The sequence below is a fragment of the Actibacterium pelagium genome, assembly GCF_002285415.1.
Classification (GTDB): Bacteria; Pseudomonadota; Alphaproteobacteria; order Rhodobacterales; family Rhodobacteraceae; genus Actibacterium_B; species Actibacterium_B pelagium.
Map to the genome: position 1 here is coordinate 181,468 of NZ_NSBU01000007.1, position 24,209 is coordinate 205,676.

The following is a 24,209-nucleotide window of genomic DNA, read 5'->3' on the forward strand; positions in this document are numbered from 1 at the left end:
CCGCGACAGACCCTTAAACTTCGCGATTCCCGGCACGTAAAGACTTCCATGAAGTCTTTAAACTTTGACGATTACGTTAACTTTCCCCAAAGGTCGTATTCGCTGGCCTCGTCCACCTTGGTCGCCAGTTCAATTTGAATTCCAATCCAACAGCGAGGCACAGTTCTCGCAGTGCAATCTAGGGTAAGAAGTCGTCCGCCGATCCAAAAGTGCCTGTCATTCAGCCGCGCTCTTGAGGGTTGCCATTAGGCTGTGGAATTTTTCCCCTTGGATCGCAACATGGCCACGAAGGGCGTTTGCGGCCTCTTCTGAGGCCCCATTTTCAAGCGCGTTCAGGATTGCTTCGTGTTCGGCCATCGACTGTTTCATGCGGCCCCGAAGTCTTAGCTGTTGGCGCCGGAACGGCTTCAGCCGCCGGTGCAACGAGCTGGCCTCTGACGCGAGGAAACTGTTTCCGGATTGCTGATAGATGATTCTGTGGAAACGCTCGTTCTCAATGTAATAGGTGTCCGGATCCAAGGCATTGATGGCGGCCTGACATTTGACGTTCGCATCGTGCAGGTCCTTCAGTGCCTCGTCTGAAATTCGCATTGCCGCAAGCCGCCCGCAAACGGCTTCGACCTCGGCCATCACCTCGAACATCTCCATGAGTTCCACTGGCCCTGGCTGTCTGACAAAGGCGCCTCTGCGTGGGATCAGTTCAACCAGTCCGGAGCGGGCAAGCCTTTGTAAGGCTTCTCTTAAAGGGGTTCTTGAAACACCGAATTTCTCGGCAAGGCGCACCTCGTCCAAGCGCGCGCCATCAGGAAATGTTCCGTCAAAAATGCGCTCTTCGAGCTCTTCGGCAATAATATCTGCGCGTCGTCGTTCCATTCTTTTGTATTAATATTCTCCAATTAAAAATTCAAGAATTCGATTTTTGTATACAAGAATATTGACTTAAAAAAACAAAATATGCCTATTCTAAGGGCGCCCCCGGATGTGCCGGGTTGGATTCGTTGGGAGGAAAAAATGAAATCCATGCTTAAAACAGCAGTTGCCGCTTTGGCTCTTGCCTCTGCAGGTTCTGTCGCTACTGCCACGGAACTGCGTCTTTCGCACCAGTGGTCGAACAAAGATATCCGCCATCAGGTTGCCCAGATTGTGGCCGATGAGGTCGCGGCCGCCGATGTCGATCTGGACATCAAGATCTTTGGTTCGAAATCTCTGTTCAAACCGCGCGAGCAGTATAAGCCGCTGAGCCGCGGTCAGCTGGATATGACTGTTCTGCCGCTGTCCTATGCCGGTGGTCAGCAGCCTGCCTATAACCTGACCCTGATGCCCGGTCTGGTGAAAAACCACGACCACGCGGCACGTCTGTCGAACTCTCCCTTCATGGAGGCGCTTGAGGCCAAGATGGCCGAAGACGACGTGATGGTTCTGGTTCACGGCTATCTGGCCGGTGGTTTTGTCGGCAAGGACAAGTGCATCACCAAGCCGGAAGATGTGAAAGGTCTGCAAACTCGCGCCGCGGGTAAGTCGTTTGAGCAGATGCTTGCAGGTGCAGGCGCCTCGATCGCGTCGATGGCATCGTCCGAGATCTATAACGCCATTCAGACCGGTGTTCTGCAGGCCGCAAATACCTCGTCGTCGTCTTTCGTCAGCTACCGCATCTATGAGCAGGTCAGCTGCTATACCCCTGCGGGCGATGTTGCTTTGTGGTTCATGTATCAGCCGCTGCTGATGAACAAGAGTGCCTTCGAAGGTCTGAACGAAGCGCAGCAGACCGCGCTGCTTGAAGCCTCGGCCAAAGCAGAGGCCTACTATCTGGAAGAGGCCAAGAAGCAAGACGCGGCCTCTGCCAAAGTCTTTGCCGAAGCTGGTGTAGAACTCGCCGAGATGTCCGCCGAGGACTTCGAAGCCTGGCGTACGCTGGCGATGGACACATCCTACAAGGCATTCGTTGAAGAAGTGAAAGACGGGCAGGAACTGCTTGATCTGGCGCTGGCCGTCGAATGATCTCTGCGTGGGCGGTTTACAAAACCGCCCACCACCCCCCTCTGCTCTAACACTACAGGAGGCGCAATTGGCCGGTCATAGCTCTGCCGTTGCTTCCCACACAGGGAACAATCCCTTTCTTCGCGCGGTAGCCGCAATATCGACATTGGCGGGCTGGTGCTCTGCCGGGATGATCGTCGCCGCAGTCGCCATCACTTGCCAGATGATTGTTGTACGCTTTGTCCTGAACGGTTCGACCGTTTGGCAGACAGAGGCCGTTATCTATCTGGTCATCGCAGCCACTCTGGTGGGGCTGCCATATGTTCAGCGCCTTCGCGGGCACGTCAACGTTGACCTGATCCCGCTTTCGCTGCCCGCAAAACCCCGTTTCTTCATGGCGATCCTGACCTCTGTCCTGTCGATCGCCATCGTCGCGGTCATGCTTTTCTACGGATACGAATACTGGCACTTCGCCTGGGATCGCGGCTGGCGTTCCGACACAGTCTGGGGTGTTCGCCTTTGGATTCCCTATCTGGCGCTGCCCATAGGCTTTGGCCTTTTGCTTTTGCAGCTGATCGCTGACCTCGTGGCCGTTTTGATCGGCGTCGATAAACCCTTTGGATTGGAATAACGACGATGGATCCACTCGTTCTTGGTGGGATCGTGGCGATTGCCACCATCCTTGTGCTTTTCTCTGGCGTATCGGTCGCCATCGGCCTGCTGATCGTGTCGGCCGGTTTCCTGATCATCTTTGATGGCCCCCGCTCGCTAGAGCTGATGCCAGAGATCCTGTTCGGCAAGCTCGATAACTTTGCGCTGCTGTCGATCCCGATGTTCATCATCATGGGGGCCTCTATCGCCTCTACCCGCGCCGGGGCCGACCTTTACGAGGCCTTGGAGCGCTGGCTGACCCGCGTTCCCGGTGGTCTGGTTGTGTCAAACCTTGGTGCCTGTGCGCTGTTCGCCGCGATGTCTGGCTCTTCGCCGGCAACCTGTGCGGCCATCGGCAAAATGGGCATCCCAGAGATGCGCAAGCGTGGCTATCCTGATGGCGTGGCCGCAGGGTCAATCGCTGCCGGTGGGACACTTGGCATTCTGATCCCGCCCTCGGTCACGATGATCGTCTATGGCATCGCCACAGAAACCTCTATCGGCCGCCTGTTTCTGGCCGGGGTCATCCCGGGCCTGCTGCTGGTTGGCCTGTTCATGGCGTGGTCGCTGTATTCCACATGGAAATCCGGTGATGCTGCCCGCTTGGGTTCGGGCAGCTACACTTGGGCCGAACGGTTCGAGATCCTGCCGCGCGTTCTGCCGTTCCTCGCCATCATTCTGGGTGTTCTCTATGCCATGTATGGCGGCATTGCCACGCCATCGGAAACCGCTGCTGTCGGTGCCCTGATGTGCCTGCTGATCGCCATGATCATCTACAAGCTGTGGCACCCAAGCGCGATCTGGAACGTGCTTCGCGACAGCACCAAGGAATCGGTGATGATCCTGTTCATCATCGCGGCCGCCGGTGTGTTCTCTTACATGCTGTCGTCGCTGTTCATCACCCAGTCGATTGCCGAATGGATCGGCACGCTGGATGTGAACCGTTGGGTGCTGATGGGGGCGATCAATGTCTTCCTGCTGATTGCCGGCTTCTTCCTGCCGCCGGTTGCAGTGATCCTGATGGCGGCTCCGATCTTGTTGCCGATCATCACGACTGCTGGCTTTGACCCGATCTGGTTTGCAGTCGTGCTGACGATCAACATGGAAATCGGCCTGATCTCACCGCCCGTTGGATTGAACCTTTACGTGATCAACGGCATCGCGCCCGATATCTCGTTGAAGACAATCCTGACCGGTTCGCTGCCCTTCGTGGCCTGCATGGTGCTGGCAATCATCCTGCTGTGCCTGTTCCCGGGGCTTGCTACATGGCTGCCCAACGTGATCATGGGCGTGGCGGTATGACCCTGCTTGCCGATCTTCTCAACACGGTGTTCGAGCGGCGTCATCGCCGCGAGACACCGGCGGCGGCCGAGGACGGCCGCCCGCTGACCGAGCTTGCCAGAGCCTTGGTGGGGTCGGCAGGTGAAACCTCGGGGCTGGCATTGGCGCGGGAAATTCTGACCCGGTTTGCCGCGCTGGACGATGACGCGAAGCTTACCTTCTTTCACGACATCGCCGCCACGATGAATATCGACCCCGAGGCCGTGCGTACCACGCTGGACGAATACGAACGCAATCCGTCCAAAGAGAGCTATCGCGCCTTCACAGTCGCGGCCGAACCCGCCCGGCAAGAGCTGATCCGCCGCTTGAACCGGGTTCCGGGCGCGACAGAGATCTTGGTGAATATGCGGGCCGACCTGCTGAGGCTGGGCCGTAACGAACCGGAACTTCAGGCGCTGGATCTGGATCTTCGCCACCTCTTTGCCAGCTGGTTCAATCGCGGCTTTCTGGTGCTGCGCCCCATCAGCTGGGAAAGCCCCGCGCATATTCTGGAAAAGATAATCGCCTACGAGGCCGTCCACGCCATCGACAGCTGGGACGATCTGCGCCGAAGACTTGAACCCGCAGATCGCCGTTGTTTTGCGTTCTTCCACCCGTCGATGCCGGATGAGCCTTTGATCTTTGTCGAGGTGGCTTTGACAAAGGGCATTCCCGGCTCTGTTCAGACCTTGCTGGCTGAAGACCGGGCAGCAATGCCTGCGGAAGAGGCCGATACAGCCGTGTTCTATTCGATTTCCAACTGTCAGGCCGGGCTGGCCAGCATTTCCTTCGGGAACTCGTTGATCAAACAGGTCGCAGCGGATCTGTCGTCCGAACTGTCGGGGCTAAACACCTTCGTCACCCTGTCACCCATTCCCGGTTTGACCACTTGGTTGCAAAAGGAAGGCATAGATTGGGACGTTGATGCACCCGACGCGATGCGGGCACAGGCAGCCCACTACCTGCTGAACGCCAAATCGCGGGGCGGGCTTCCCTTTGATCCTGTCGCCCGGTTCCACTTGGGCAACGGAGCCATCGTCCATGCGGTTCACGCCGATGCCGACATCTCTGACAAGGGGCGCGCCCAGTCAGGCGGCACGATGGTGAACTATCTCTACGACCTCTCGAAGGTCGCCCAAAACCACGAAAATTTCGCGAATACGCGCCAGATTGTCGCCTCTACCGAGGTCGAAGCATTGGCCAACTCATTCGACAAGACTCCGAAGCAAGAAAGGTAACTCCATGGCAAACCCGCTCTACGATGGTCTGTTCGGTGTTCATACCGGAAAAACTACCCCGTTTATGCACCTCCTCAACGGAGAGGTGATTACCCATCAGGATTTCCTGTCTACGGCTTCGCAGATCGCCAATGTCACGGTTCAGCTTGGGCTGAAGCCCGGGGACCGCGTGGCCGCGCAGGTCGAAAAGTCTCCCGAAGCGCTTGCGCTTTACGCTGCCTGCGCTCAGGCAGGTCTTGTCTTCCTGCCGCTGAACACAGCCTACACAGTCGATGAGCTAAGCTATTTCATCGAAAACAGCGGTGCGTCCCTGATCGTATGTGATGGGAAGAACGAAGAAAAACTTAGCCAGCTTGGCAGTGAACTTGGAGCGCGCGTTGAAACATTGAACGCAGACGGAAGTGGCTCTTTGATGGATCAGGCGCGCGACATGCCTTCCACCTTTGCCACCGTTGACCGGGAGAAGGACGATCTGGCCGCCTTCCTGTACACTTCGGGCACCACGGGACGCTCCAAGGGGGCCATGCTGACCCAGGACAACCTTTTGTCGAATGCCAACACCCTTGTGGACGAGTGGCGCTTTACGGCAGACGATGTCCTGATCCATGCCCTGCCGATCTTCCATACCCACGGTCTGTTTGTGGCGACGAACGTCATTTTGACATCGGGCAGCAGCATGATCTTCATGCCGAAATTCGATGTCGATGCAATCATCGCCCGGATGCCGGAAGCAACCGCCTTGATGGGGGTTCCAACCTTCTACACCCGTCTGCTTGGAGACGCGCGTTTCACGAAGGACCTGACCGCCCACATGCGCCTGTTCGTATCCGGTTCGGCCCCGCTTTTGGCCGAAACCCACGTGCAGTTCGAAGAGCGCACCGGCCATCGCATCCTAGAGCGTTACGGCATGACCGAAACCAACATGAACACGTCGAACCCCTATGAAGGGGAACGCCGTGCGGGCACCGTCGGTTTCCCCCTGCCGGGCGTAGAGCTGAAGATCACGAACCCCGAAACCGGAGAGACCCTTCCAGACGGTGACGTGGGCCAGATTGAAGTGCGTGGTCCGAATGTTTTCAAAGGCTACTGGAAGATGCCTGAAAAAACCGCCGCCGAACTGCGCGAGGATGGGTTCTTCATTACCGGGGATCTGGGGCGCATCGACGAAGACGGCTATGTCCACATCGTTGGTCGCAACAAGGACCTGATCATTTCGGGGGGCTACAACATTTACCCCAAAGAGATCGAGTTGGTGCTGGATGACCAACCCGGCGTTCTGGAAAGCGCCGTGATCGGTGTCCCGCACCCGGACTTTGGCGAGACCGTCTTGGGGGTGGTTGTTCCGGAAAACGGTGCCTCACCGAATCTAAGCGCGATGATGGACGCTGTGTGCAAGTCTCTTGCCCGGTTCAAACACCCGCGCGAACTGGTCGTTCTGGACGAGCTGCCCCGGAACACCATGGGCAAAGTTCAGAAAAACATTCTGCGCGACCAATACCAAGGGATGTTCACCTCTTGAACACCGCTACTGACCGATGGGCGTGTTCTACTTTCATGCCCATCGCCAAATCTTCTGGTAGTTCGGGAGCTTATGAAAATGCTCTTGTGCCTGTTCCTTTCGAAGCAGGGTGAGATACTCAAGGGGCTCTTGAAATCGCCAACGCCATCCGAGCGCCGGGTGAGAAAACTACCTCCCCGCAAATACCTAAATTAGATTTCACAATACGCCCGTGAAATTCTACCAAGGGACCCTCTGGAAATAGCGTGAAACCCCGTATCGGAAAAGCTCTGATCGCTTACTGACGTAGTCGTTAATTTCAAAAGCGGTCGTTGTCGAAGGCCATTCTTCCCGCACAATCCTTGACCCTGCGAACTCAAGCCAAAAAGGCTGCATTGTTATCGCAAGTTACCTACCCGGGATGCGGGAATTCTTCCTTGGCTGAACCTGTCAAATGTGTTTCGGCATGCGCAATGCGCGGTTCACGTAGCCCGTTTAACCCCCAACTGTCGAAAACTGGCCTTTGGGTCTACCGTAGAAAAGCTCTGCCTATCGTTTCTTCGGAAATGCCAAGTTTTGTTCGATACATCTTGGGTATTTGTATAATTTCAGAAGCGGCCGATTGAAGTTCTCCGCATCTTTCCTGCGGGAAGGCGTTTTCGCCTTTCTTTAATCCAGCCTTCCTTCGCTCCCTCTGCCCACGCAAAGATCTATAAGTGTCGTCGCCGAGATTCTAGACAGCACTAGAATCAGACTTGAGAGATTAAATAGCCTTCAATCTAGGGGCGCGTACAAGGTCTCCATTTTTTCAATACAATATCGAGCGATCATGCCAACCACGTCGACAGGCTTACCGAAGTCGGGGTATTGGTGAATCATCAAGCCGGGACCGGTGTTGATTTCAAGAATGACATAGTCATCTACATTCGTCGGATCAGAGTGATCGGGTGCAAAAATGTCCAGTCCGACGATATCTGCGCCCGGGATCAAGGTCGCAGCGCGCTCTGCAATTTTTTTTAACTCTGGAGCTGTACTTTCAGTAATGTTCTCGACATCTCCACCTGCAGCCACGCCGCCCTTAGAGTGAATCTGTATAGCTACGCCAGAGGGCAGTACACTGTCGAGAGAGTAGCCTTTGTCCGACAAGGAGGCGATCACATGGGAATTTAGTACAACCGGATACTTCTCTCGAGTCGAGTTGCATTCCGATCGGAAGGCATTCCTTTCTTCGACCAACCGAGAAATTGTTTTTACGCCATCACCGATCACTACTGGAGGTCGTTTCTTAACTACCGCAATACACTTCGCGTCCAGCACGAAGTATCGGGCTTCAATTCCAGAGATATGCTTTTCTACAATTATTTTTCTTCCCGAGACAGACTTAGCGGCTGACCAGGCTTCATCAAAGGTTTCCTCGCGAACATTTGTGGAAACTCCCCTTGCCTTATTTCCGTTCGAAGGCTTCACAACTGCCGGGCTATTTTCTTTTACCCACTCTAGTGCCTCTTTTTTTTGTTTTCGGGTAAATAACTTTCCCATCGGCACGCGGAGCCCAGCATCTCCGAGAAGTCGCTTAGTTAGTTCTTTGGAGCCGAACACGGGGCGAGCAACATAAGAGGTGAAGCTTGTCTTGAAGCCGCTCAAAAAGCAGAATTTTCCATTGTATTTCACATAAAGTATGGTTCCGTGGCGAGATACTTCGCACCCCAATTTCTCAAATTCTTTTTGAATTAATGTGGTGCCTGTGGACAGGCTGTCTGGATGGTAGCGATTTCTTTGGTCTTCTTTCATTTCGGTTTCTTTGGTTCGAGCAGACAGGGGATATTGCCGTTCTGGCTTATTTGCATTCTCGAGCAATGGGCTGGCATAGCAACCCTATTTCTTAAATAGGATTGTTTGGGTAAGTTGTCAGTGATGGCCAGCATAGCTTCGCGGTAGGCTGCTCTCCGTAGTGATGAATGCCGCGATAGAAAAATTGTTAACGAGCTTGGGGACTTACTGTTCGTTAATCACCGCCTGCGTTGCCTTGATGGTGGCCAGCGCCGTGGCGACCAGAACCTCTCCGCCCGTCGCTTGCGCGAAGACGTCGGCGCGGGAATGGGCCACGCTGCGCCCGGCCCGCAGCACGGTGCCAATGGCGCGCAGTTGCGGCCCTTCGGCGGGGGCAAGGAAGTTGATCTTGAACTCGATGGTCAGCGGCTGGCGGCCGTCCTCCATCATCGTATAGGCGGCAAAGGCGGCGGCATCATCGGCCAGCGTGGCAATCGCGCCCCCGTGGAAAAACCCGTGCTGCTGCGTCACCGCGTCAGAGTTCGGCAGGAAGATTTCGACCGTGCCTTCGTCCACGTTCCCAATTTCTTGCCCAAGGCACGGATCATTCCCTGACCCGCAAAACTCTTGGCGACGGCTGCCTGAATGGTGGTGTCCACGGTGCTCTCCCTTCACGTTTTGGCAAGTGTTGCCTGCCGCCTTCGGGAATCGCAATGCGGGGCGTGGTCCGCCGCGCACCATATCTTTAAACTTCGGGTGTGGGACCCCATCAAAGACTTCCATGAAGTCTTTAAACTTTGGCGATTACGTTAACTTTCCCCAAAGGTCGTATTCGCTGGCCTCGTCGACCTCGACCGTCACCAGATCGCCGGGGGACAGGGTTTCGAACCCTTCATCAATGAACAGGTTCCCATCGATTTCCGGCGCATCCGCCATGGTCCGGCAGGTCGCGGCATCCTCGTCGATCTCGTCCACCAGAACCTGCATGGTCTGGCCGACCTTGGCAGCCAGTTTGGCCTCGGAAATTGCTTGCGCCTTTTCCATGAAGCGGTCCCAACGCTCTTGTTTGACCTCGGCGGGCACGTGGTCGGGCAGGTCGTTCGACCGGGCTCCATCGACATTTTCGTATTGAAAACAACCCACTCGGTCCAATTGCGCTTCGTCCATCCAGTCCAGAAGCGTCTGGAATTCTTCTTCGGTCTCGCCGGGGTAGCCGACAATGAAGGTCGAGCGCAAAGTGATATCCGGGCAGTCCGCGCGCCACGCCGCGATTTCGTCCAGCGTCTTGGCGGCGGCGGCAGGGCGGGCCATGCGTTTCAGCGTATCGGGGTGCGCGTGCTGAAAGGGGATGTCCAGATAGGGCAGGATCAGCCCCTCGGCCATCAGCGGGATCAGCTGGCGCACATGCGGGTAGGGATAGACATAGTGCAACCGCACCCAAGCCCCTAGCGACCCCAAGTCGCGCGCCAGATCGGAGATGTGCGCACGGTGGCCTTTGGTGGTTTCGTGTTTGATATCAACACCATAGGCGCTGGTGTCCTGACTGATGACCAGCAATTCCTTGACGCCGTTTTCCACCAGTTTCTCGGCCTCGCGCACCACGGCGTGGGCTGGGCGGCTGGCCAGACGGCCGCGCATTTCAGGGATGATGCAGAACTTGCACTTGTGGTTGCAGCCCTCGGAAATCTTCAGATAGCTGTAGTGGCGCGGGGTCAGTTTTACCCCGCTCGCAGGCATCAAATCGACAAACGGATCGGGCGAGGGCGGTACCGCCCCATGCACGGCATCCAGCACCTGTTCGTACTGATGCGGCCCTGTTACGGCCAGCACAGACGGGTGAGTGCCGCGAATGTAATCCTCTTCCGCGCCCAGACAGCCGGTCACGATGACCTTGCCGTTTTCGTTCAACGCCTCACCAATCGCCTCAAGGCTTTCGGCCTTGGCGCTGTCCAGAAACCCGCAGGTATTGACGATGACTGCATCAGCGCCGGAATAGTCAGGCGAGATCGAATAGCCCTCGGCCCGCAGGCGGGTCAGGATACGCTCGCTATCGACCAGCGCCTTGGGGCAGCCAAGCGAGACCATGCCGACAGTCGGTTGGCCCTCTCGCGGTTTCTGATCAAAACGCGGGGTCGGGGCGAGGTCGGGGCGAAGATTGGGCGGGTTCGTTGTCATGCGCGGGATATAAGCCATCAAGGGCTGCGGGGGAAGTCGAGTTCTGACTTGTTGTGGATCGAACGGCCCACTACATTTTATGCAGGATTAAGATCATCACGAGGGTCCCATGCGACGCCTGCTTCGTTTCATTTTCACCATATTTATCATTATCTTGCTAGCGATCGGCGCCTTGTTCATGCTGCCAGCAGACAGGATCGCCGGGCTTGCATCGGACCAAATCCGGGCAGCGACAGGGCGTGATGTGACCTTTGATGGGCGGTTCAAGCCCTCGCTTTGGCCGCAAATCGGGCTGTCGACCGATGGTATTCGGATTTCCAATGCCGAGTGGTCAGATAAAGAAACGATGATTTCTGCCAAGGCGCTTTCGGTCGGGCTGGATATGGCCTCGTTGCTGAAGGGCAGCATTCGGGTCAGCAAACTGGAGTTGATCGAGCCGATTATCCTGTTGGAAAAAGCCGCAGACGGTCGGGTGAACTGGGAGTTCAGCGGCAGCGGTGAGGACAAAGCGATTGACGCCCCAAGTGAAAGCGACGGGTCGGATGTTGCGGTTGCGATTGATCAGGCGCTGATCTCTGCGGGCACGGTACGGTTTATCGATCACTCTGCGGGGACCGAAACACTGGTCGCCGGGGTGAATGCAGACCTGACACTTCCCGATTTCGCCGGGCCCGCCAACCTAGGTGTAGAGGCCTTGGTCAATGGCCAGTCTGTACGGGCTGACCTGTCTATTGCTGCGTTCGAAGAGTTCATGACCGGCAGCGTTGCCCCGATGAAGACCTCGGTCCGCGTGGGCAAAGCCAGAATTGATTTTGACGGGCGGGCCGGGATTTCCCCCGTCGCGGCAGAGGGTCAGCTGGATGCCGACCTGTCCGACCTGCGCGCCCTGACCGCAGTTGCAGGACAGCCTGCCCCGTCCTTGCCCGCAGGTGTGGGGCAAACCGTTTTGGCCAAAGGTCAGGTGACCTTGGCACCGCAAGGGTCCCTGCACCTGCGCAATGCGGCGCTGACACTGGACAGCAACAAGATCAACGGCTCGGCCGATCTGACCTTCGGCGACAAACCGTTCCTGAGCGGAGCATTTGAAGCCGGCGCGCTTGATTTCAGCGCGTTCACCGGTGGTTCTGATGGCGGTGGCGGCGAGGGGTGGTCAACCGATCCTATCGACGTCAGCGCTCTTGGGGCTATGGACGCTGATGTGTCGATTGTGGCCAGCAGCGTTGATCTGGGCGACACAAAGCTGGGCCGGACCAATGTTCTGGCAAAACTGACAGATCGTCGGCTGGTGCTGACCCTGCGCGAGGTACGTGCCTATGACGGGACGATCACCGGCGAGGTGGTGATCAACGGTCGTGGGGGCCTGTCGGTAGGGGGCGACCTGAACGTTGCCAGTCTGTCGACCCAAAGCCTTCTGAAGGACCTTGCCGATTACGACCGGCTTCTGGGCACTGGCGATTTCTCTTTCAAGTTCCTCGGTTCGGGCAATTCGATGAAAGCCATCATGAACTCTTTGTCGGGCTCTGGCAGTCTTGCGCTTGGGCAGGGGGAAATCCGTGGGTTTGACCTTGCCGGGATGCTGCGGAACTTTGACACTTCGTTCGTTGGGGCCAACAACCGCACCATTTATGAAAGCATCGGGGCGAGTTTCTCGATCAAGGATGGGGTCCTGCAAAACAGCGATCTCAGCTTCCTTGCGCCACTGTTGAAAGCAGCGGGGCTTGGCCAGATCGGGATCGGGTCGCAGACCCTGAACTATCAGGTCGCGCCTACGGCGTTTGGCGGTTCGGGCGATGGGGACGGAATCAAGGTTCCGCTGAAGATTACCGGCACATGGGCGAACCCCAAGTTCAACATTGATCTGGAAGAACTGGCGCGACAGCGTCTTGATCTGGATGCCAAGAAACAGGCGCTGGAAGACAAGGCGAAAGACGAGCTGAAAAAGCTAGAGGATAAGGCCAAGGCTGATCTGGCTAAGAAACTGGGCCTTCCAGTTCCCCAGCCGGAGACACCTGCAGAGCCGGTTGTCACTAATGAGGCACCTGCCGTTTCGCCTGAGCAGCCTGCCGCAACGACTGAAGAACCTGCGATCACTCCAGAGCAGCCCGCAGTGGTTGAGGAAGAGCCCAAATCGCCTGAGGATTTGCTGAAGGACAAGCTGGAAGATGAGGCCAAGAAGAGCATCCTCAAGTTGCTTGGAAACAGATGAGCGGCGAAACTATCTGGACAGCGCGGCTTGCCCGCGCTATCCGGCATCCATGATGAAACGTACCCATATCGCCCGTTCGCGACGTCGCGCCCTGCGCGCCTGACGTTTCATCGGCGTGTCTGCACGCCAAATACTCATCCAATCGTTGACAGTCTGATGCTCCTGAGTCACCACTCAGGGCTCCAATCAAAGGAATACCGCGATGATCCCTTCGCTTCTGCCGACTTATAACCGTGCGCCCCTGAGCTTTGTCAGCGGGCAGGGCTCTTGGCTAGAGACGACGGACGGGCGACGCTTTCTGGATCTGGCGGCAGGTATTGCTGTGAACTCGCTTGGCCATGCCAACCCCGATCTCATTGCGGCACTAACCGAACAGGCGGGCAAGGTTTGGCACCTTTCGAACCTGTACCAAATTCCTGAGCAGCAGGCTTTGGCCGATGCGTTGGTCGAACTGACCTTCGCTGACACTGCGTTTTTCACCAACTCGGGCACCGAGGCCTGTGAACTGGCCGTGAAAATGGTGCGGAAGTACTGGTATAACAAAGGCCAGCCAGAGCGGGTGAAGATCATCACCTTTGAAGGCTCTTTCCATGGTCGGTCCTCGGCGGGTATCGCCGCAGCGGGCTCTGCCAAGATGGTCGAGGGCTTTGGTCCCCTGCTGCCAGGGTTTATCCATTTGCCGTTTGGCGATCACGAAGCGCTGGAAAAGGCGATCCGTGACCCCGAATTGGCCGCTGTACTGGTCGAACCGGTACAGGGCGAAGGTGGTATTCGGCCGTTGCCCGATGCCTGCCTGAAAGGTCTGCGCGATCTGTGCGATGAAACCGGCGCTTTGATGGTTCTGGACGAGGTGCAATGTGGCGTTGCCCGGACCGGTAAGCTGTTCGCCCATGAATGGGCCGGGGTCACCCCTGACGTTATGATGGTTGCCAAGGGTATTGGCGGGGGCTTCCCTTTGGGCGCCGTTCTGGCCACCGAAGAGGCCGCCAGCGGCATGACCGCAGGCACTCACGGATCGACCTATGGCGGCAACCCACTGGGCTGTGCTGTCGGGTTGAAAGTATTGCAGACAGTTTCAGAGCCGGCGTTTCTGGAAGAGGTCAACCGCAAGGCTGGCTTACTGCGTCAAAAGCTTGAAGGTCTGGTCGACGCGCATCCAGAGGTGTTTGACCACGTGCGGGGCGCGGGGCTGATGCTTGGGCTGAAATGCAAAGTGCCGGCCGCAGATGTGGTTGGTGCCGGTTATGACGCGGAAATGCTGATCGTTCCTGCGGGCGACAACGTCGTTCGCCTTCTGCCTGCCCTCAACATTACCGATGAAGATATCGCCGAGGCCCTTGTCCGGCTGGAAACAGCGGCAAAGGCACTGGAAAATGGCTGACTATAGCTTTCGGCCCCTTGCTCGGTCCGATCGTCCCTTGTTTGACGATTGGCTTGCTCAGCCGCATATCGGCGGCTGGTGGCGCGATGCGCAGACAGAGTGGGCCTTGGTTGAGGAAGACATGGAGACCGGCGCGACTGATCAGCGGATAGTCGAGCATAACGGCGTCCCCTTCGCCTATGTACAGGACTATGACGCGCATCACTGGCCGATGCCGCAATACGCGGATTTGCCGAAGGGCAGCCGGGCGCTTGATACCTTTCTGGGCGCGCCTGCCTTTGTCGGGAAAAGTCATGCCAGCGTGTATCTTAGAGAAAGGTCTGATGATTTGCTCAAGACTTTTCCTGTCGTCGCCGTCGATCCGGATCCGGACAATGTGCGGGCTGTACGCTGCTATGAAAAGGCCGGGTTCGTCCGACGAAAAACTTGTTCTTCAGAAGACGGGGATTTGGTCGTAGTTATGACCCGGATCCATTAGGAATTTATTATGGGCGCTGTTCATACCGCGGACGTCCAAGCCGAAAGACCACAGTGATGAAACACTTCCTTGATATCCATAAGACCGACCCTGCAGAACTTCGGGGCATTATCGAAAGCGCCAAGGCGATCAAAAGTGCTCGCATAGGGCGTTCCAAGGCCGCGCTCGACGACGATCTGCCACTAGACGGCAAGATGGTTGCGTTGATCTTCGAGAAACCGTCTACCCGGACACGCGTATCCTTTGATGTGGGCGTGCGGCAAATGGGCGGCCAGACCTTGGTCTTGTCCGGCAATGACATGCAGCTTGGTCATGGCGAAACCATTGCAGACACAGCCCGGGTGATGTCGCGCTATGTCGATCTGATCATGATCCGGACCTTTGAAGAGGCGACCCTGCTAGAGATGGCAGAATACGCCACCGTACCCGTCATAAACGGTCTGACCAATCGCACGCACCCGTGTCAGATCATGGCTGACATCCTGACCTACGAAGAGCATCGCGGCTCGATCACAGGCAAGAAAGTGGTCTGGTCCGGCGACGGCAACAATGTCTTTGCAAGCTTCGCCCATGCGGCGGGTCAGTTCGGCTTTGATCTGACCTTCACCGGCCCCGAGATTTACGATCCGGAAATGGGCTTTATCGAAGAAGCCCGTGCCAAGGGTGTCTCGGTCGATATCGTTCGCGATCCTGTCAAAGCCGTTCAGGGGGCCGATCTGGTAGTCACCGACACTTGGGTCAGCATGCATGATGCGCAATCCGCCAGAGAGCGCCGCCATAACGCCCTGCGTCCTTATCAGGTGAATGAACAACTGATGTCACATGCCAAGGATGACGCGCTGTTTATGCACTGTCTGCCTGCTCATCGTGATGAAGAGGCGACAAGCGCGGTCATGGATGGCCCAAACTCTGTCATCTTCGACGAAGCCGAAAACCGCCTGCATGCGCAAAAAGCGGTCATGAAGTGGTGTGTGACTTAAGTTCGAACTTTATCCGAACAAAAACGAATAGGCCTGCGGATTTCCGCAGGCCTTTTTCTTGGGTTCCTGCGGATTGCTTCATGTGGCGCCCAAACCAAGCCCAGTAAGACCTGACCCACCATTTGGAATCAGGAGGTACCAAAGGTGAAACGAACTTTGGTGCTTGCGATTGCTATGGTCGTGGCCGCGTTTCCGGCATTGTCGGTGACGTGGGACGTGTCCCTTTGGGGTGAACGCCGAGCCTTTACGGAGCATGTGGAAAAACTGGCCGAGCTTGTTTCAGACAAGACGGATGGCGAGTTCACGTTGAACATCAACTACGGTGGTTTGGCCAAAAACGTCGAGAACTTGGACGGGATTGCCGAAGGCAAGTTCCAGATGGCGCAGTTCTGTGCGGGCTATCACGGGGACAAGACCCCAACGCTTACGGCGTTGGAACTGCCGTTTCTTGGGGTTAGCGGCATTGAACAGGCTCGGTTCGTCTCGACGCAGTTTTACAAGCACCCCGTCGTGCAAGAAGATATGGCCCGATGGAATGCGTTCCTTCTGATGCCGTCGCCCTTGCCCCAGTACAACCTGATCGGCAAGGGAGAGCCGCCCCGCAGTATCGCTGAATTCCGCAGGATGCGCGTTCGGGCAACCGGCAGCGTCGGCGAGGCGATACGCTCCATAGGGGCGATCCCCGTGGCAATGCCCGCCACGCAGGTCCAGCAAGCTTTACAGTTCGGAGAGGTCGACGCCGTGTCCTTTGCGCCGCACGCGCATATGGCTTTCGGTACGCTGGACAAGGCGCGCTGGTGGACGACAAACCTTGACCCCGGGACGCTGGATTGCCCTGTGATCGTCAATCTGGACGCTCTGCACTCGCTCAGCGAAGAGCACTATAACGCGCTGTTCGAAGCGGTGCCCGAGGCGATGGATCACTACATCGAAAACTACAAGGCCAAGACCACGGTGAAGTGGCAGCAAGAGCTGTCAGACCGCGGTATTGATCGGGTTGTGTTCAGCGACCTCGGACGTGAGCGGTTGAAATATATGGCTGCCGAACCCGCAACTGTTAACTGGATTACCCAGATGAACGGGCTGGGCTGGCCCGGCAAAGAATTGCGCGACTTTATAGAGTTTCTGGTCGCGCAGAAAACCTACTGATCTTGAGGCTTGGTGCAGAGCCTTAACAATCGGTAGATCTGGATAGCGTCGTCAGGCTTGGCCTGGCCCACTCAGCGCTTATCCTCACTGGCGGCCTGGGCCCCCCGGGCCGCCAACACAGCGCGCGCACGTTCGGCAGAGCGTAGCAAGCGCAGGGCTGTCATATAGGCCTCTTCCAGGGTGGTCGACGTGCGGCCGATGTCCATTCCCAGTTCTTCGGGAAACTCGTCATCCCCGGTCTTTTTCGAAAGTGCGATTGCGTCGCGGGCCAGTTCTTCGGCCAGGTCGTTGATCAGCGCCATGCTCTGCCTCGTCTCTGTCTTTGGTCTGGTTTGGCGCAATGCGATGCAAATTGCCAGTCGGGATTTGGAATTCCTTACGACTTGCGCGGTTTTGCCCGAAGGGTGGGTTCGGCCTGCGTGGGGTCCTCGGGCCAAGGGTGCTTGGGGTAACGTCCGCGCATGTCCTTGCGCACATCGGCATAGCTGGTTGCCCAGAAACCGGGAAGGTCCAGCGTGGTTTGCACCGGCTTTTGTCCCGGTGACAGCAGTGTAATCCGCAAAGGCTGGCGTTTTGGGCCAACCGTGGGGTGGCTTGTCACGCCGAACAATTCCTGCAGGCGCAGCGTGATCTGCGGATGATCGCCGTCATAGTCGATGGGCACGCGCCGCCCCATGGGGCTTTCGAAATGGGCGGGGGCTTGTTGGTCCAGCATCTGTTGCTGGTTCCAGTCCAGCATGGCGCGAAGCGCGTTCAGGATGTCGAACTTCTTCAGGGCTTCGGCGGTTTTGACGCCGTTCAGGTGGGGTAAAAGCCAGTCATGCAGCGTGTCCATCAGGCTGTCGACGGACATGTCCGGCAGATCGGCGCCTTGTGCGCGCAGCAACTCCACCCGGGCCAGATATCGGCGCGCGGGTTCGCTGATTGGTAGGCCAAGGTCACGGACACCGTCCAACATGGCTTCGGCGATGGCCTCATTCGGAGCGTCTTTCCAGATGCGGTCATCAAGGACGAGGGCACCGAAACATTCCTGTTGGCGCGCGACCACGCGCCGTTCGCGCTTGGACCACTCGCATTGGTTCTTCCAGTGGATCTGATCAGAGAAAAGCCCACGCAATTCGGCTTCGGTCAGATCGGCAGCCAGACGAATCCGCGCCTCTCGCGCGTTGCCATCCAGATCAAGGGCGACAAGCAGGCGCTGGTTCACGAAAGGATCAGCCTCATCGAGAATGGCGCCTTTGCCGCCCGACAGAACCCATCGAGGTGTATCGCCCTTACGGCGCAGGCCGATCCGGTCGGGATAGGCAAGGGCCGCCATTTCTGCCGCGCTTAGGTCTGTCGCGGGACTTGTTTTGGTTTGGGCCGCCAGACGTTTGGCCTCGGATTTTATCCGTTCCAGTGTCGGGCGGTTCGGCTGATATGGCCGGCGGTCCAAAAATCTGCGCAGGTCGGTCAGGGCTTCCAATCGTAGCGACAGATCCACCGGGGCGCCTCGCAGTGGGTCCCGCTCTGCCAGAAGCGCTGCGATGATGGCGGCGTTTGGTCCCGCAACGGCCATCATGTGACCTAGGCGCGGGTGAAGGGGCAGGGCGGCAAGTTGGCGGCCATGATCGGTGATGCGCCCCTCTTTCAGTGCGCCCAGTTGGGTCAAAAGCGCCTGCGCTTCGGCCAAAGAGCCGTCGGGCGGAGGTGTGAGGAACGCCAGATCCGACACCCCTGCGCCCCAAAGCGCCAGTTCCAGCGCAAGACCCGTAAGGTCCGCCGCTTCGATTTCGGCTGGAGGGAAGGGCAGCAGGCCGCCTTCCTCTCCCTTGGTCCAAAGGCGATAGCAGGTCCCTTCGGTCACCCGGCCAGCCCGGCCCCGGCGTTGTTCGGCCTCGGCCTTGGTGACGCGTTCGGTGACAAGGCGGGACATGCCAGAGGATGGGTCGAACCGTGCACGGCGGGCGCGTCCGCCATCGACGACCACGCGGACGTCTTGGATGGTTAATGAGGTTTCGGCGATCGACGTGGCCAGAACGACTTTGCGCCCTGATTTCGCGGGCTCGATGGCGGCGCGTTGCTCTTTGAAAGGCATCGCGCCGTAAAGGGGGCGGATCGCGCAGTCGTCAGGCAGGCGCAGTTGGGCAGCAACCCGTCGGATCTCGCCTTCCCCGGGCAGGAAGACGAGGATGCTGCCCTCGGTTTCTTTCACGGCCTGTTCGACCAGATCGGTCACCGCCTGTTCATAACGACGATCTTTGGGTGCGGGCCGGTCAAGCCAGCGCGTTTCGACCGGGAAGGCGCGGCCTTCTGATGTGATGACAGGCGCATCGTCCAGCATCTTGGCGACAGGCTCTGCGTCCAGCGTCGCGGACATGACCAGCAGGATCAGGTCATCGCGAAGGGCCTCGCGGACCTCCCATGCCAAGGCCAGACCCAGATCAGCGTTCAGCGAGCGTTCGTGGAATTCGTCGAAGATCACGGCGCCGACGCCCGGCAATTCCGGATCGGATTGCAACATGCGGGTCAGGATGCCTTCGGTGACGACTTCGATGCGCGTGTCGCGGCTGACCTTGGCCTCGCCCCGAATGCGATAGCCCACGGTCTGGCCGACCTTTTCGCCCAATGTCTGGGCCATACGTTCGGCGGCGGCCCGGGCGGCAAGGCGACGGGGCTCCAGCATCAGGATGCGGCCGTCGCAAAGCCCGGCCTCAAGCATCGCCAAAGGAACGCGCGTGGTTTTACCGGCACCCGGGGGCGCTTGTAGAACGGCCCGACCCTTGGCGCGCAGGGCGGTCAGAAGGTCGGGCAGGGCGTTGTCTATGGGCAGTTTCATCACCATCCCCGACCTTATGGGCGAAATCGTCGCAAGGGGCTAGTGGGCCATTGGCTCTGGACTTGGGGGCTGCGGCAAGGCATCAAAGCGCCCGACTTACAAGGGGCCGCCAATGGACATCACCGATCTTGCCAAGCGACTGAAAACCGGGGAACGCCGGGCCTTGGCCCGTGCGATTACGCTGGTTGAAAGCGGACGTGAGGATCATCGGCAGAAAGCGACCGAGCTTTTGGATACCTTGGGGCAAGAGAAGCAAGCCCTAAGAATTGGCCTGTCCGGGACCCCCGGCGTGGGCAAGTCGACGTTTATCGAAAGCTTTGGCTGTTTGCTGACCGGCTTGGGCTTGAAGGTGGCGGTTCTAGCTGTGGACCCGTCGTCGGCGCGCTCTGGTGGCTCGATCCTTGGGGACAAGACCCGGATGGAACGCCTGTCGCGCGACCCGAACGCCTTTATCCGCCCGTCTCCCAGCCAGTCGGCGCTTGGCGGCGTGGCGCGTCGGACGCGTGATGCCGTAGCTTTGTGTGAGGCCGCGGGTTTTGACGTCATCCTGATCGAAACCGTGGGTGTCGGCCAATCGGAAACCATGGTTGCTGACATGACCGACCTGTTCATCCTTCTGTTGGCGCCTGCGGGCGGGGATGAATTGCAGGGTGTCAAACGCGGCATCATGGAAATGGCGGATGTGATTCTTGTGAACAAAGCTGATGGCGATCTGAAAGCCACCGCGACGCGCACCTGTGCGGATTATGCCGGGGCCTTGCGCCTATTGCGCAAACGTCCGCAAGACCCCGAAGACTTCCCCAAAGCGATGACCGTGTCTGCTTTGGAAGAAGAGGGGCTTCAGAAAGCATGGGAAGAGATGCAGGCCTTGGCCGATTGGCGTCGTGAGAACGGGCATTTTGATACCCGCCGTGCGGATCAGTCCCGTAAGTGGTTCGAAGAAGAGGTGCGCCTTGGCCTACTGGCACGCCTGGAACGCGATCCTGAGATGCGTGCCCGTTTGGCTGCCTTGGGGGACCGCGTGGCTGACGGTGAAGCTTCGGTGGCAGGAGCGGCAGCAGATATGCTGGCCGCTCTCAAGGGCTAGTTGGATTAGTTTTTCGGGCCGTGGTGGCGTCGTTCCACCTGCACTTGGCCGTCTGCTCCCGCAGTTACGAAAAACAGATCACCATAGTTTAGTGGGGGCTCTCCGGGTGCCGCGATATCTTCCCAGATTCCACGAAGGTTTCCCTTGTTGCCGACCCAAACAATAGTTTTCCCCGCGCTTTCGCTGAACATGATCTCAGCAGCTTTGGTGGGACTGATCCGAGTCACCTCCATTCCCCTCGCTTCAAGAAGCGGCACTGCAGTATCGAGGTTGCGTTGAATGCCGGGCGAATAGACGACATCTATGGCAATGCCATCAAGCGCATCCACCAGTGCAGCGGCACGTTGCTCTCCGATTTTATTTAACAATTCACCATCGCGATCCGCATGGCGCAAAATAATCAAGGTCGTGTCGGCCGGGACTTTTACCTTTGCTGAGTTCGCATCAGCTGGAATTGTCAGGAAAAGCAGCGCAAACACTGCAGTAAGCAGGCGAGTGAACATAAATTGGATCTCCAGAGTGATGAGTCATGCTACCATAGGTGCGGATGGTTATATTCTCAAACCAATGAAATGAATCACTTGACGCCCTGCTTCATTCACCGTAATCACGCCGGACAGAATTTGGGGCGCTGCAATTGCGGCGCCTGATCTATTATCGAGACAAGGAAGAGACCCATGTCGCGCGTTTGCGAACTGACCGGAAAAGGCCCGATGTCTGGCAACAATGTCAGCCACGCCCAGAACAAAACCAAGCGCCGGTTTCTGCCGAACCTGAACGACGTGACCCTGATCTCTGATGCTCTGGGTCGTTCGTTCAAACTGCGTGTGTCCGCTGCGGCACTGCGCACGGTGGATCACCGGGGTGGACTGGACGCATTCCTGGCGAAAGCCAAGGATGCTGAACTGTCTGCAAAAGCTCTGAAAATCAAAAAAGACATCGCGAAGGCACAGGCAGCCGCCTAATCCTTTATGCGATTGAATGAATGCGGCCCCGCCAATTGGTGGGGCCGCTTCTTTTTGTCTCGGTTCACATTCCCGCTTTGACAGATTAAGTGCGGAGTATGACGCGCTTCCGCTCTTATATCGCCTATGTGCTTTCGCTATGCCTTGTGCTGGCTTCAGTTGCATTGGCCACAGCACGCGGGCAGGCCGAGCCTACCACTGCGGCCGTAATCTGTTCGGGCTTCGGTACGCATGTCGTCTATCTGGACGAAGACGGTAACCCGGTTACAGGGCCGACGTTGTGCCCGGATGGGGTCGCAGCCTTTGTCATCGGCGCCTCGGCCAGTGTGGTCGTGGCAGAGCCTTCTACCGCATGGGCAACGCTGACACGGGTCGAGCCTGCGTATGCCGTGCCAAGCCGCCAATTCGGCACACCACCTGCAAGGGGACCTCCGTCGCTGATCTGATCCCACAGCCACTCAGATCAATAACGGAGACCATAATGTTTAATTCCAAAACTCTGCTGACAGCAGGCGCTGTCACCCTGTTCGCTCTTCCAGCCTTTGCCGAAGGCATCATGATCAACGACGCTTACGCGCGTTCGTCTTCCCCCAAAGCAGGTGCCGCCTTTATGGTGATCGAGAACACCGGGCCCGAAGGCGATCGCTTGATTGCGGCAGCCTCGGACGTGGCGATGCGAGTCGAACTGCATACCCATAAGATCGACGCCAATGGTGTTGCCAAGATGATGGAAGTCGAAGAGGGCTTCCCGATTGCGGCTGGCGAGAGCCACGCACTGGCGCGTGGTGGCGACCACGTGATGTTTATGGGGCTGAAAGAGCCGTTCAAAAACGGGGAGGTTCTGACCGTTACCCTGACCTTCGAGAAGGCGGGTGATATGACCATCGAGATCCCCGTCGATTTGGATCGCAAGCCAATGGGCGGTCCTTTGGGTCACAATGCCCAAAGTATGAAGAACTAGGACAACTGCACTTCACGCTTCACCCGGCGGCAGGGAATGCCTTGCCCCCGGGGCTATGTTTTCAGGACTTCGTCGACCCACTGCGGGACGAGTTCCGATGCAGGCCCGAACCTTGCCATGTCGAAGTCCCGAGAGACGTCTGAAGGTTCCAAGTTCATCTCTAATGTTTCGGCCCCGGCTTGTGCTGCATCTTGTGCAAATGTTGCCGCAGGGTAGACCGTGCCAGAGGTGCCGATGGAAACGAATAAGGCTGCTTCGCTTAGCGCGACCCAGATATCCTCCATGTGATAGGGCATCTCGCCGAACCAGACGATGTCAGGTCGTGTGGACGGGGCCCCGCACGAAGGGCAGGGGTCGGTGTGCGACATAACCAGCGGTGCGGTCCAGCGGTGGTCGCAGGCCGCGCATAGGGCGCCTGCCAATTGGCCGTGCATGTGCCAGACGGCCTTTGACCCAGCACGTTCATGCAGGTCGTCCACATTCTGAGTGATGATCAAGGTCTCTCCCGGCATTTCCCGTTCCAGCCGGGCCAAGGCTTCATGTGCTGCGTTTGGGCTGGCTTCGACCGCGTTTTTGCGGCGCGCATTGTAGAACTCGTGAACCAGTCTGGGATTGCGGGCAAAGCCTTCGGGCGTGGCGACCTTTTTCAATTCATACTTCGTCCACAGACCATCCTTGTCGCGAAAGGTCCCAAGCCCGCTTTCCGCAGAGATCCCCGCTCCGGTCAGGATCACGATGCTTGCCATGGCTTTTTCCTTTGGTAACGTCTGTGCGCAGGAGGCCTCTATGAATACGCGTATTCTATTCGTTTGTCTTGGCAATATCTGCCGGTCGCCCATGGCGCATGCGGTGTTTGAGACCAAGGCGCAGGCCGCAGGACTGGATGTCTATGTGGAAAGCGCAGGGACCGGGGGCTGGCATGTCGGTGACCCGCCAGATGGGCGCGCGCAGGCCGAAGCGATGCGGCGTGGCTATGATCTGTCGCTGCTTCGGGCGCAGCAGGCTGTTGTTCGGGACTTTGATCGTTTTGACCTGATTGTGGCTATGGACCGGTCCAACTGGACCGCGCTCGAACGGATGCGACCCTCGACCAGCGAAATACCGGTCGAGCTGTTTCTGTCGTTTGCTGAAGTTACGGAAATGGAAGTGCCGGACCCTTACTATTCAGGCGGGTTCGAACTGGCGCTGGACTTGATAGAGGCCGCCAGTGACGGCCTCATATCGCGTCTTCGGGCGGGTTATCCGCAGAAGCTTTCCGCAGCTTCCCCGAATTCTTTGTAGCGCTGCCAGAAGGATTCGTGGCTAGAGCGGTCCGACTGACGGATATCTTGCGCACGCTGTGGATTCTTGAAGAAGCTGGCGGCCAACTGCTGGTCGCCCTTAGTCAGGGTCAGGTTCGCTGCATCCTGCACGCAACCGCAAACGGCGCGATTGGCAGAGGGGCGGTCCGAGCGCAGGCAGGCCTGCTCGATCGGACCGGCAAAGCTGGCGACAGGCGCAGAAGCTGCGACGGTCAACACCAGTGCAAATCGGGTTGGAAATTTCATGCTATGCC

24 protein-coding genes are annotated in these 24,209 nt (G+C 57.7%); 15 read left to right on the top strand and 9 right to left on the bottom strand.

Features of this window, described 5'->3' with window-relative positions; all coding sequences use genetic code 11:
* Positions 1 to 216: 216 nt before the first annotated feature.
* Positions 217 to 873 (bottom strand): GntR family transcriptional regulator, encoded by a 657-nt coding sequence (locus tag CLM58_RS09810; RefSeq protein ID WP_095595763.1) that lies wholly within the window; start codon positions 871 to 873, stop codon positions 217 to 219.
* A 138-nt stretch (positions 874 to 1,011) separates the two neighbouring features.
* On the opposite strand from CLM58_RS09810, the gene dctP (CLM58_RS09815) reads away from it, so the two are divergent.
* From dctP (CLM58_RS09815) to CLM58_RS09835, 5 genes are all read left to right on the top strand, one after another.
* Entirely contained in the window at positions 1,012 to 1,998 is a 987-nt protein-coding gene (gene dctP / locus CLM58_RS09815; RefSeq protein ID WP_095595764.1) for a TRAP transporter substrate-binding protein DctP, read from the top strand.
* A 67-nt stretch (positions 1,999 to 2,065) separates the two neighbouring features.
* Positions 2,066 to 2,608 (top strand): TRAP transporter small permease, encoded by a 543-nt coding sequence (locus CLM58_RS09820; protein WP_095595765.1) that lies wholly within the window; start codon positions 2,066 to 2,068, stop codon positions 2,606 to 2,608.
* A gap of 5 nt (positions 2,609 to 2,613) precedes the next feature.
* Entirely contained in the window at positions 2,614 to 3,930 is a 1,317-nt protein-coding gene (locus CLM58_RS09825; protein ID WP_095595766.1) for a TRAP transporter large permease, read from the top strand.
* Positions 3,927 to 5,186 (top strand): malonyl-CoA decarboxylase, encoded by a 1,260-nt coding sequence (locus tag CLM58_RS09830; protein ID WP_095597048.1) that lies wholly within the window; start codon positions 3,927 to 3,929, stop codon positions 5,184 to 5,186. Before CLM58_RS09825 ends, CLM58_RS09830 begins: the two co-directional genes overlap by 4 nt.
* Before the next feature lie 4 nt (positions 5,187 to 5,190).
* Positions 5,191 to 6,705, top strand: a complete 1,515-nt coding sequence (locus tag CLM58_RS09835) for a malonate--CoA ligase (protein ID WP_095595767.1) — start codon at positions 5,191 to 5,193, stop codon at positions 6,703 to 6,705.
* A gap of 753 nt (positions 6,706 to 7,458) precedes the next feature.
* Here CLM58_RS09835 and CLM58_RS09840 read toward each other — a convergent pair.
* The 3 genes from CLM58_RS09840 to rimO all read right to left on the bottom strand — a co-directional run bounded on the left by CLM58_RS09840 (position 7,459) and on the right by rimO (position 10,629).
* On the bottom strand, positions 7,459 to 8,475 hold the full coding sequence (locus tag CLM58_RS09840; RefSeq protein ID WP_095595768.1) for a hypothetical protein: 1,017 nt from the start codon (positions 8,473 to 8,475) through the stop codon (positions 7,459 to 7,461).
* A gap of 204 nt (positions 8,476 to 8,679) precedes the next feature.
* Positions 8,680 to 9,237 carry a PaaI family thioesterase gene (locus CLM58_RS17140; RefSeq protein ID WP_095595769.1) on the bottom strand — a complete coding sequence of 186 codons (558 nt, stop codon included), beginning with the start codon at positions 9,235 to 9,237 and terminating at the stop codon, positions 8,680 to 8,682.
* 21 nt (positions 9,238 to 9,258) lie between these two features.
* Positions 9,259 to 10,629: a 30S ribosomal protein S12 methylthiotransferase RimO gene (gene rimO, locus CLM58_RS09850; RefSeq protein WP_188720468.1), complete on the bottom strand. Its 1,371-nt coding sequence runs from the start codon at positions 10,627 to 10,629 to the stop codon at positions 9,259 to 9,261.
* A gap of 109 nt (positions 10,630 to 10,738) precedes the next feature.
* Here rimO and CLM58_RS09855 point away from each other — a divergent pair, with 109 nt between their 5' ends.
* The 5 genes from CLM58_RS09855 to dctP (CLM58_RS09875) all read left to right on the top strand — a co-directional run bounded on the left by CLM58_RS09855 (position 10,739) and on the right by dctP (CLM58_RS09875) (position 16,823).
* Positions 10,739 to 12,835 carry an AsmA family protein gene (locus CLM58_RS09855; protein ID WP_095595770.1) on the top strand — a complete coding sequence of 699 codons (2,097 nt, stop codon included), beginning with the start codon at positions 10,739 to 10,741 and terminating at the stop codon, positions 12,833 to 12,835.
* 202 nt (positions 12,836 to 13,037) lie between these two features.
* Entirely contained in the window at positions 13,038 to 14,216 is a 1,179-nt protein-coding gene (locus CLM58_RS09860; protein ID WP_095595771.1) for an aspartate aminotransferase family protein, read from the top strand.
* Entirely contained in the window at positions 14,209 to 14,694 is a 486-nt protein-coding gene (locus CLM58_RS09865) for a GNAT family N-acetyltransferase (protein ID WP_158221892.1), read from the top strand. Before CLM58_RS09860 ends, CLM58_RS09865 begins: the two co-directional genes overlap by 8 nt.
* Before the next feature lie 56 nt (positions 14,695 to 14,750).
* The gene (argF, locus tag CLM58_RS09870; protein WP_095595773.1) at positions 14,751 to 15,674 is read left to right on the top strand and encodes an ornithine carbamoyltransferase; all 924 of its coding nucleotides are present in this window, start codon (positions 14,751 to 14,753) and stop codon (positions 15,672 to 15,674) included.
* A gap of 144 nt (positions 15,675 to 15,818) precedes the next feature.
* Positions 15,819 to 16,823 carry a TRAP transporter substrate-binding protein DctP gene (gene dctP, locus CLM58_RS09875; RefSeq protein WP_229666123.1) on the top strand — a complete coding sequence of 335 codons (1,005 nt, stop codon included), beginning with the start codon at positions 15,819 to 15,821 and terminating at the stop codon, positions 16,821 to 16,823.
* 71 nt (positions 16,824 to 16,894) lie between these two features.
* On the opposite strand, the gene CLM58_RS09880 is transcribed toward dctP (CLM58_RS09875), so the two are convergent.
* Positions 16,895 to 17,125 carry a hypothetical protein gene (locus CLM58_RS09880; RefSeq protein WP_095595775.1) on the bottom strand — a complete coding sequence of 77 codons (231 nt, stop codon included), beginning with the start codon at positions 17,123 to 17,125 and terminating at the stop codon, positions 16,895 to 16,897.
* 74 nt (positions 17,126 to 17,199) lie between these two features.
* Positions 17,200 to 19,647, bottom strand: coding sequence for an ATP-dependent helicase HrpB (gene hrpB, locus CLM58_RS09885; RefSeq protein WP_095595776.1), 2,448 nt, complete (start codon positions 19,645 to 19,647; stop codon positions 17,200 to 17,202).
* Positions 19,648 to 19,753: 106 nt separating this feature from the next.
* On the opposite strand from hrpB, the gene meaB reads away from it, so the two are divergent.
* Positions 19,754 to 20,728 carry a methylmalonyl Co-A mutase-associated GTPase MeaB gene (gene meaB, locus CLM58_RS09890; protein ID WP_095595777.1) on the top strand — a complete coding sequence of 325 codons (975 nt, stop codon included), beginning with the start codon at positions 19,754 to 19,756 and terminating at the stop codon, positions 20,726 to 20,728.
* A 5-nt stretch (positions 20,729 to 20,733) separates the two neighbouring features.
* Here the strand turns inward: meaB and CLM58_RS09895 are convergent, their stop codons facing one another.
* On the bottom strand, positions 20,734 to 21,231 hold the full coding sequence (locus CLM58_RS09895; RefSeq protein WP_095595778.1) for a histidine phosphatase family protein: 498 nt from the start codon (positions 21,229 to 21,231) through the stop codon (positions 20,734 to 20,736).
* A 174-nt stretch (positions 21,232 to 21,405) separates the two neighbouring features.
* On the opposite strand from CLM58_RS09895, the gene rpmB reads away from it, so the two are divergent.
* The 3 genes from rpmB (at position 21,406) to CLM58_RS09910 (ending at position 22,654) form a co-directional block, all read left to right on the top strand.
* Positions 21,406 to 21,693: a 50S ribosomal protein L28 gene (gene rpmB, locus CLM58_RS09900; protein WP_095595779.1), complete on the top strand. Its 288-nt coding sequence runs from the start codon at positions 21,406 to 21,408 to the stop codon at positions 21,691 to 21,693.
* A gap of 98 nt (positions 21,694 to 21,791) precedes the next feature.
* The gene (locus CLM58_RS09905; RefSeq protein WP_095595780.1) at positions 21,792 to 22,139 is read left to right on the top strand and encodes a hypothetical protein; all 348 of its coding nucleotides are present in this window, start codon (positions 21,792 to 21,794) and stop codon (positions 22,137 to 22,139) included.
* 35 nt (positions 22,140 to 22,174) lie between these two features.
* Positions 22,175 to 22,654, top strand: coding sequence for a copper chaperone PCu(A)C (locus CLM58_RS09910; RefSeq protein WP_095595781.1), 480 nt, complete (start codon positions 22,175 to 22,177; stop codon positions 22,652 to 22,654).
* A 53-nt stretch (positions 22,655 to 22,707) separates the two neighbouring features.
* On the opposite strand, the gene CLM58_RS09915 is transcribed toward CLM58_RS09910, so the two are convergent.
* On the bottom strand, positions 22,708 to 23,400 hold the full coding sequence (locus tag CLM58_RS09915; RefSeq protein ID WP_095595782.1) for an NAD-dependent deacylase: 693 nt from the start codon (positions 23,398 to 23,400) through the stop codon (positions 22,708 to 22,710).
* A 40-nt stretch (positions 23,401 to 23,440) separates the two neighbouring features.
* Between CLM58_RS09915 and CLM58_RS09920 the strand changes: the two genes are divergently transcribed.
* Positions 23,441 to 23,935, top strand: coding sequence for a low molecular weight protein-tyrosine-phosphatase (locus CLM58_RS09920; protein WP_095597050.1), 495 nt, complete (start codon positions 23,441 to 23,443; stop codon positions 23,933 to 23,935).
* Here CLM58_RS09920 and CLM58_RS09925 read toward each other — a convergent pair.
* Positions 23,893 to 24,201 (bottom strand): hypothetical protein, encoded by a 309-nt coding sequence (locus CLM58_RS09925; protein ID WP_095595783.1) that lies wholly within the window; start codon positions 24,199 to 24,201, stop codon positions 23,893 to 23,895. The two genes, CLM58_RS09920 and CLM58_RS09925, sit on opposite strands and share 43 nt — an antisense overlap.
* Positions 24,202 to 24,209 lie beyond the last annotated feature (8 nt).

What these genes read in the sequence shown, in the direction of transcription:
- CLM58_RS09925 (WP_095595783.1), bottom strand. Translation starts at nt 24,201, where the DNA reads ATGAAATTTCCAACCCGATTTGCACTGGTGTTGACCGTCGCAGCTTCT.
- CLM58_RS09895 (WP_095595778.1), bottom strand. Translation starts at nt 21,231, where the DNA reads ATGTTCACTCGCCTGCTTACTGCAGTGTTTGCGCTGCTTTTCCTGACA.
- CLM58_RS09915 (WP_095595782.1), bottom strand. Translation starts at nt 23,400, where the DNA reads ATGGCAAGCATCGTGATCCTGACCGGAGCGGGGATCTCTGCGGAAAGC.
- CLM58_RS09835 (WP_095595767.1), top strand. Translation starts at nt 5,191, where the DNA reads ATGGCAAACCCGCTCTACGATGGTCTGTTCGGTGTTCATACCGGAAAA.
- CLM58_RS09880 (WP_095595775.1), bottom strand. Translation starts at nt 17,125, where the DNA reads ATGGCGCTGATCAACGACCTGGCCGAAGAACTGGCCCGCGACGCAATC.
- rpmB (WP_095595779.1), top strand. Translation starts at nt 21,406, where the DNA reads ATGTCGCGCGTTTGCGAACTGACCGGAAAAGGCCCGATGTCTGGCAAC.
- CLM58_RS09810 (WP_095595763.1), bottom strand. Translation starts at nt 873, where the DNA reads ATGGAACGACGACGCGCAGATATTATTGCCGAAGAGCTCGAAGAGCGC.
- dctP (WP_095595764.1), top strand. Translation starts at nt 1,012, where the DNA reads ATGAAATCCATGCTTAAAACAGCAGTTGCCGCTTTGGCTCTTGCCTCT.
- CLM58_RS09910 (WP_095595781.1), top strand. Translation starts at nt 22,175, where the DNA reads ATGTTTAATTCCAAAACTCTGCTGACAGCAGGCGCTGTCACCCTGTTC.
- CLM58_RS09865 (WP_158221892.1), top strand. Translation starts at nt 14,209, where the DNA reads ATGGCTGACTATAGCTTTCGGCCCCTTGCTCGGTCCGATCGTCCCTTG.
- hrpB (WP_095595776.1), bottom strand. Translation starts at nt 19,647, where the DNA reads ATGGTGATGAAACTGCCCATAGACAACGCCCTGCCCGACCTTCTGACC.
- CLM58_RS09830 (WP_095597048.1), top strand. Translation starts at nt 3,927, where the DNA reads ATGACCCTGCTTGCCGATCTTCTCAACACGGTGTTCGAGCGGCGTCAT.
- CLM58_RS17140 (WP_095595769.1), bottom strand. Translation starts at nt 9,237, where the DNA reads ATGGAAGTCTTTGATGGGGTCCCACACCCGAAGTTTAAAGATATGGTG.
- CLM58_RS09825 (WP_095595766.1), top strand. Translation starts at nt 2,614, where the DNA reads ATGGATCCACTCGTTCTTGGTGGGATCGTGGCGATTGCCACCATCCTT.
- argF (WP_095595773.1), top strand. Translation starts at nt 14,751, where the DNA reads ATGAAACACTTCCTTGATATCCATAAGACCGACCCTGCAGAACTTCGG.
- CLM58_RS09920 (WP_095597050.1), top strand. Translation starts at nt 23,441, where the DNA reads ATGAATACGCGTATTCTATTCGTTTGTCTTGGCAATATCTGCCGGTCG.
- CLM58_RS09860 (WP_095595771.1), top strand. Translation starts at nt 13,038, where the DNA reads ATGATCCCTTCGCTTCTGCCGACTTATAACCGTGCGCCCCTGAGCTTT.
- CLM58_RS09905 (WP_095595780.1), top strand. Translation starts at nt 21,792, where the DNA reads ATGACGCGCTTCCGCTCTTATATCGCCTATGTGCTTTCGCTATGCCTT.
- rimO (WP_188720468.1), bottom strand. Translation starts at nt 10,629, where the DNA reads ATGACAACGAACCCGCCCAATCTTCGCCCCGACCTCGCCCCGACCCCG.
- CLM58_RS09840 (WP_095595768.1), bottom strand. Translation starts at nt 8,475, where the DNA reads ATGAAAGAAGACCAAAGAAATCGCTACCATCCAGACAGCCTGTCCACA.
- meaB (WP_095595777.1), top strand. Translation starts at nt 19,754, where the DNA reads ATGGACATCACCGATCTTGCCAAGCGACTGAAAACCGGGGAACGCCGG.
- CLM58_RS09855 (WP_095595770.1), top strand. Translation starts at nt 10,739, where the DNA reads ATGCGACGCCTGCTTCGTTTCATTTTCACCATATTTATCATTATCTTG.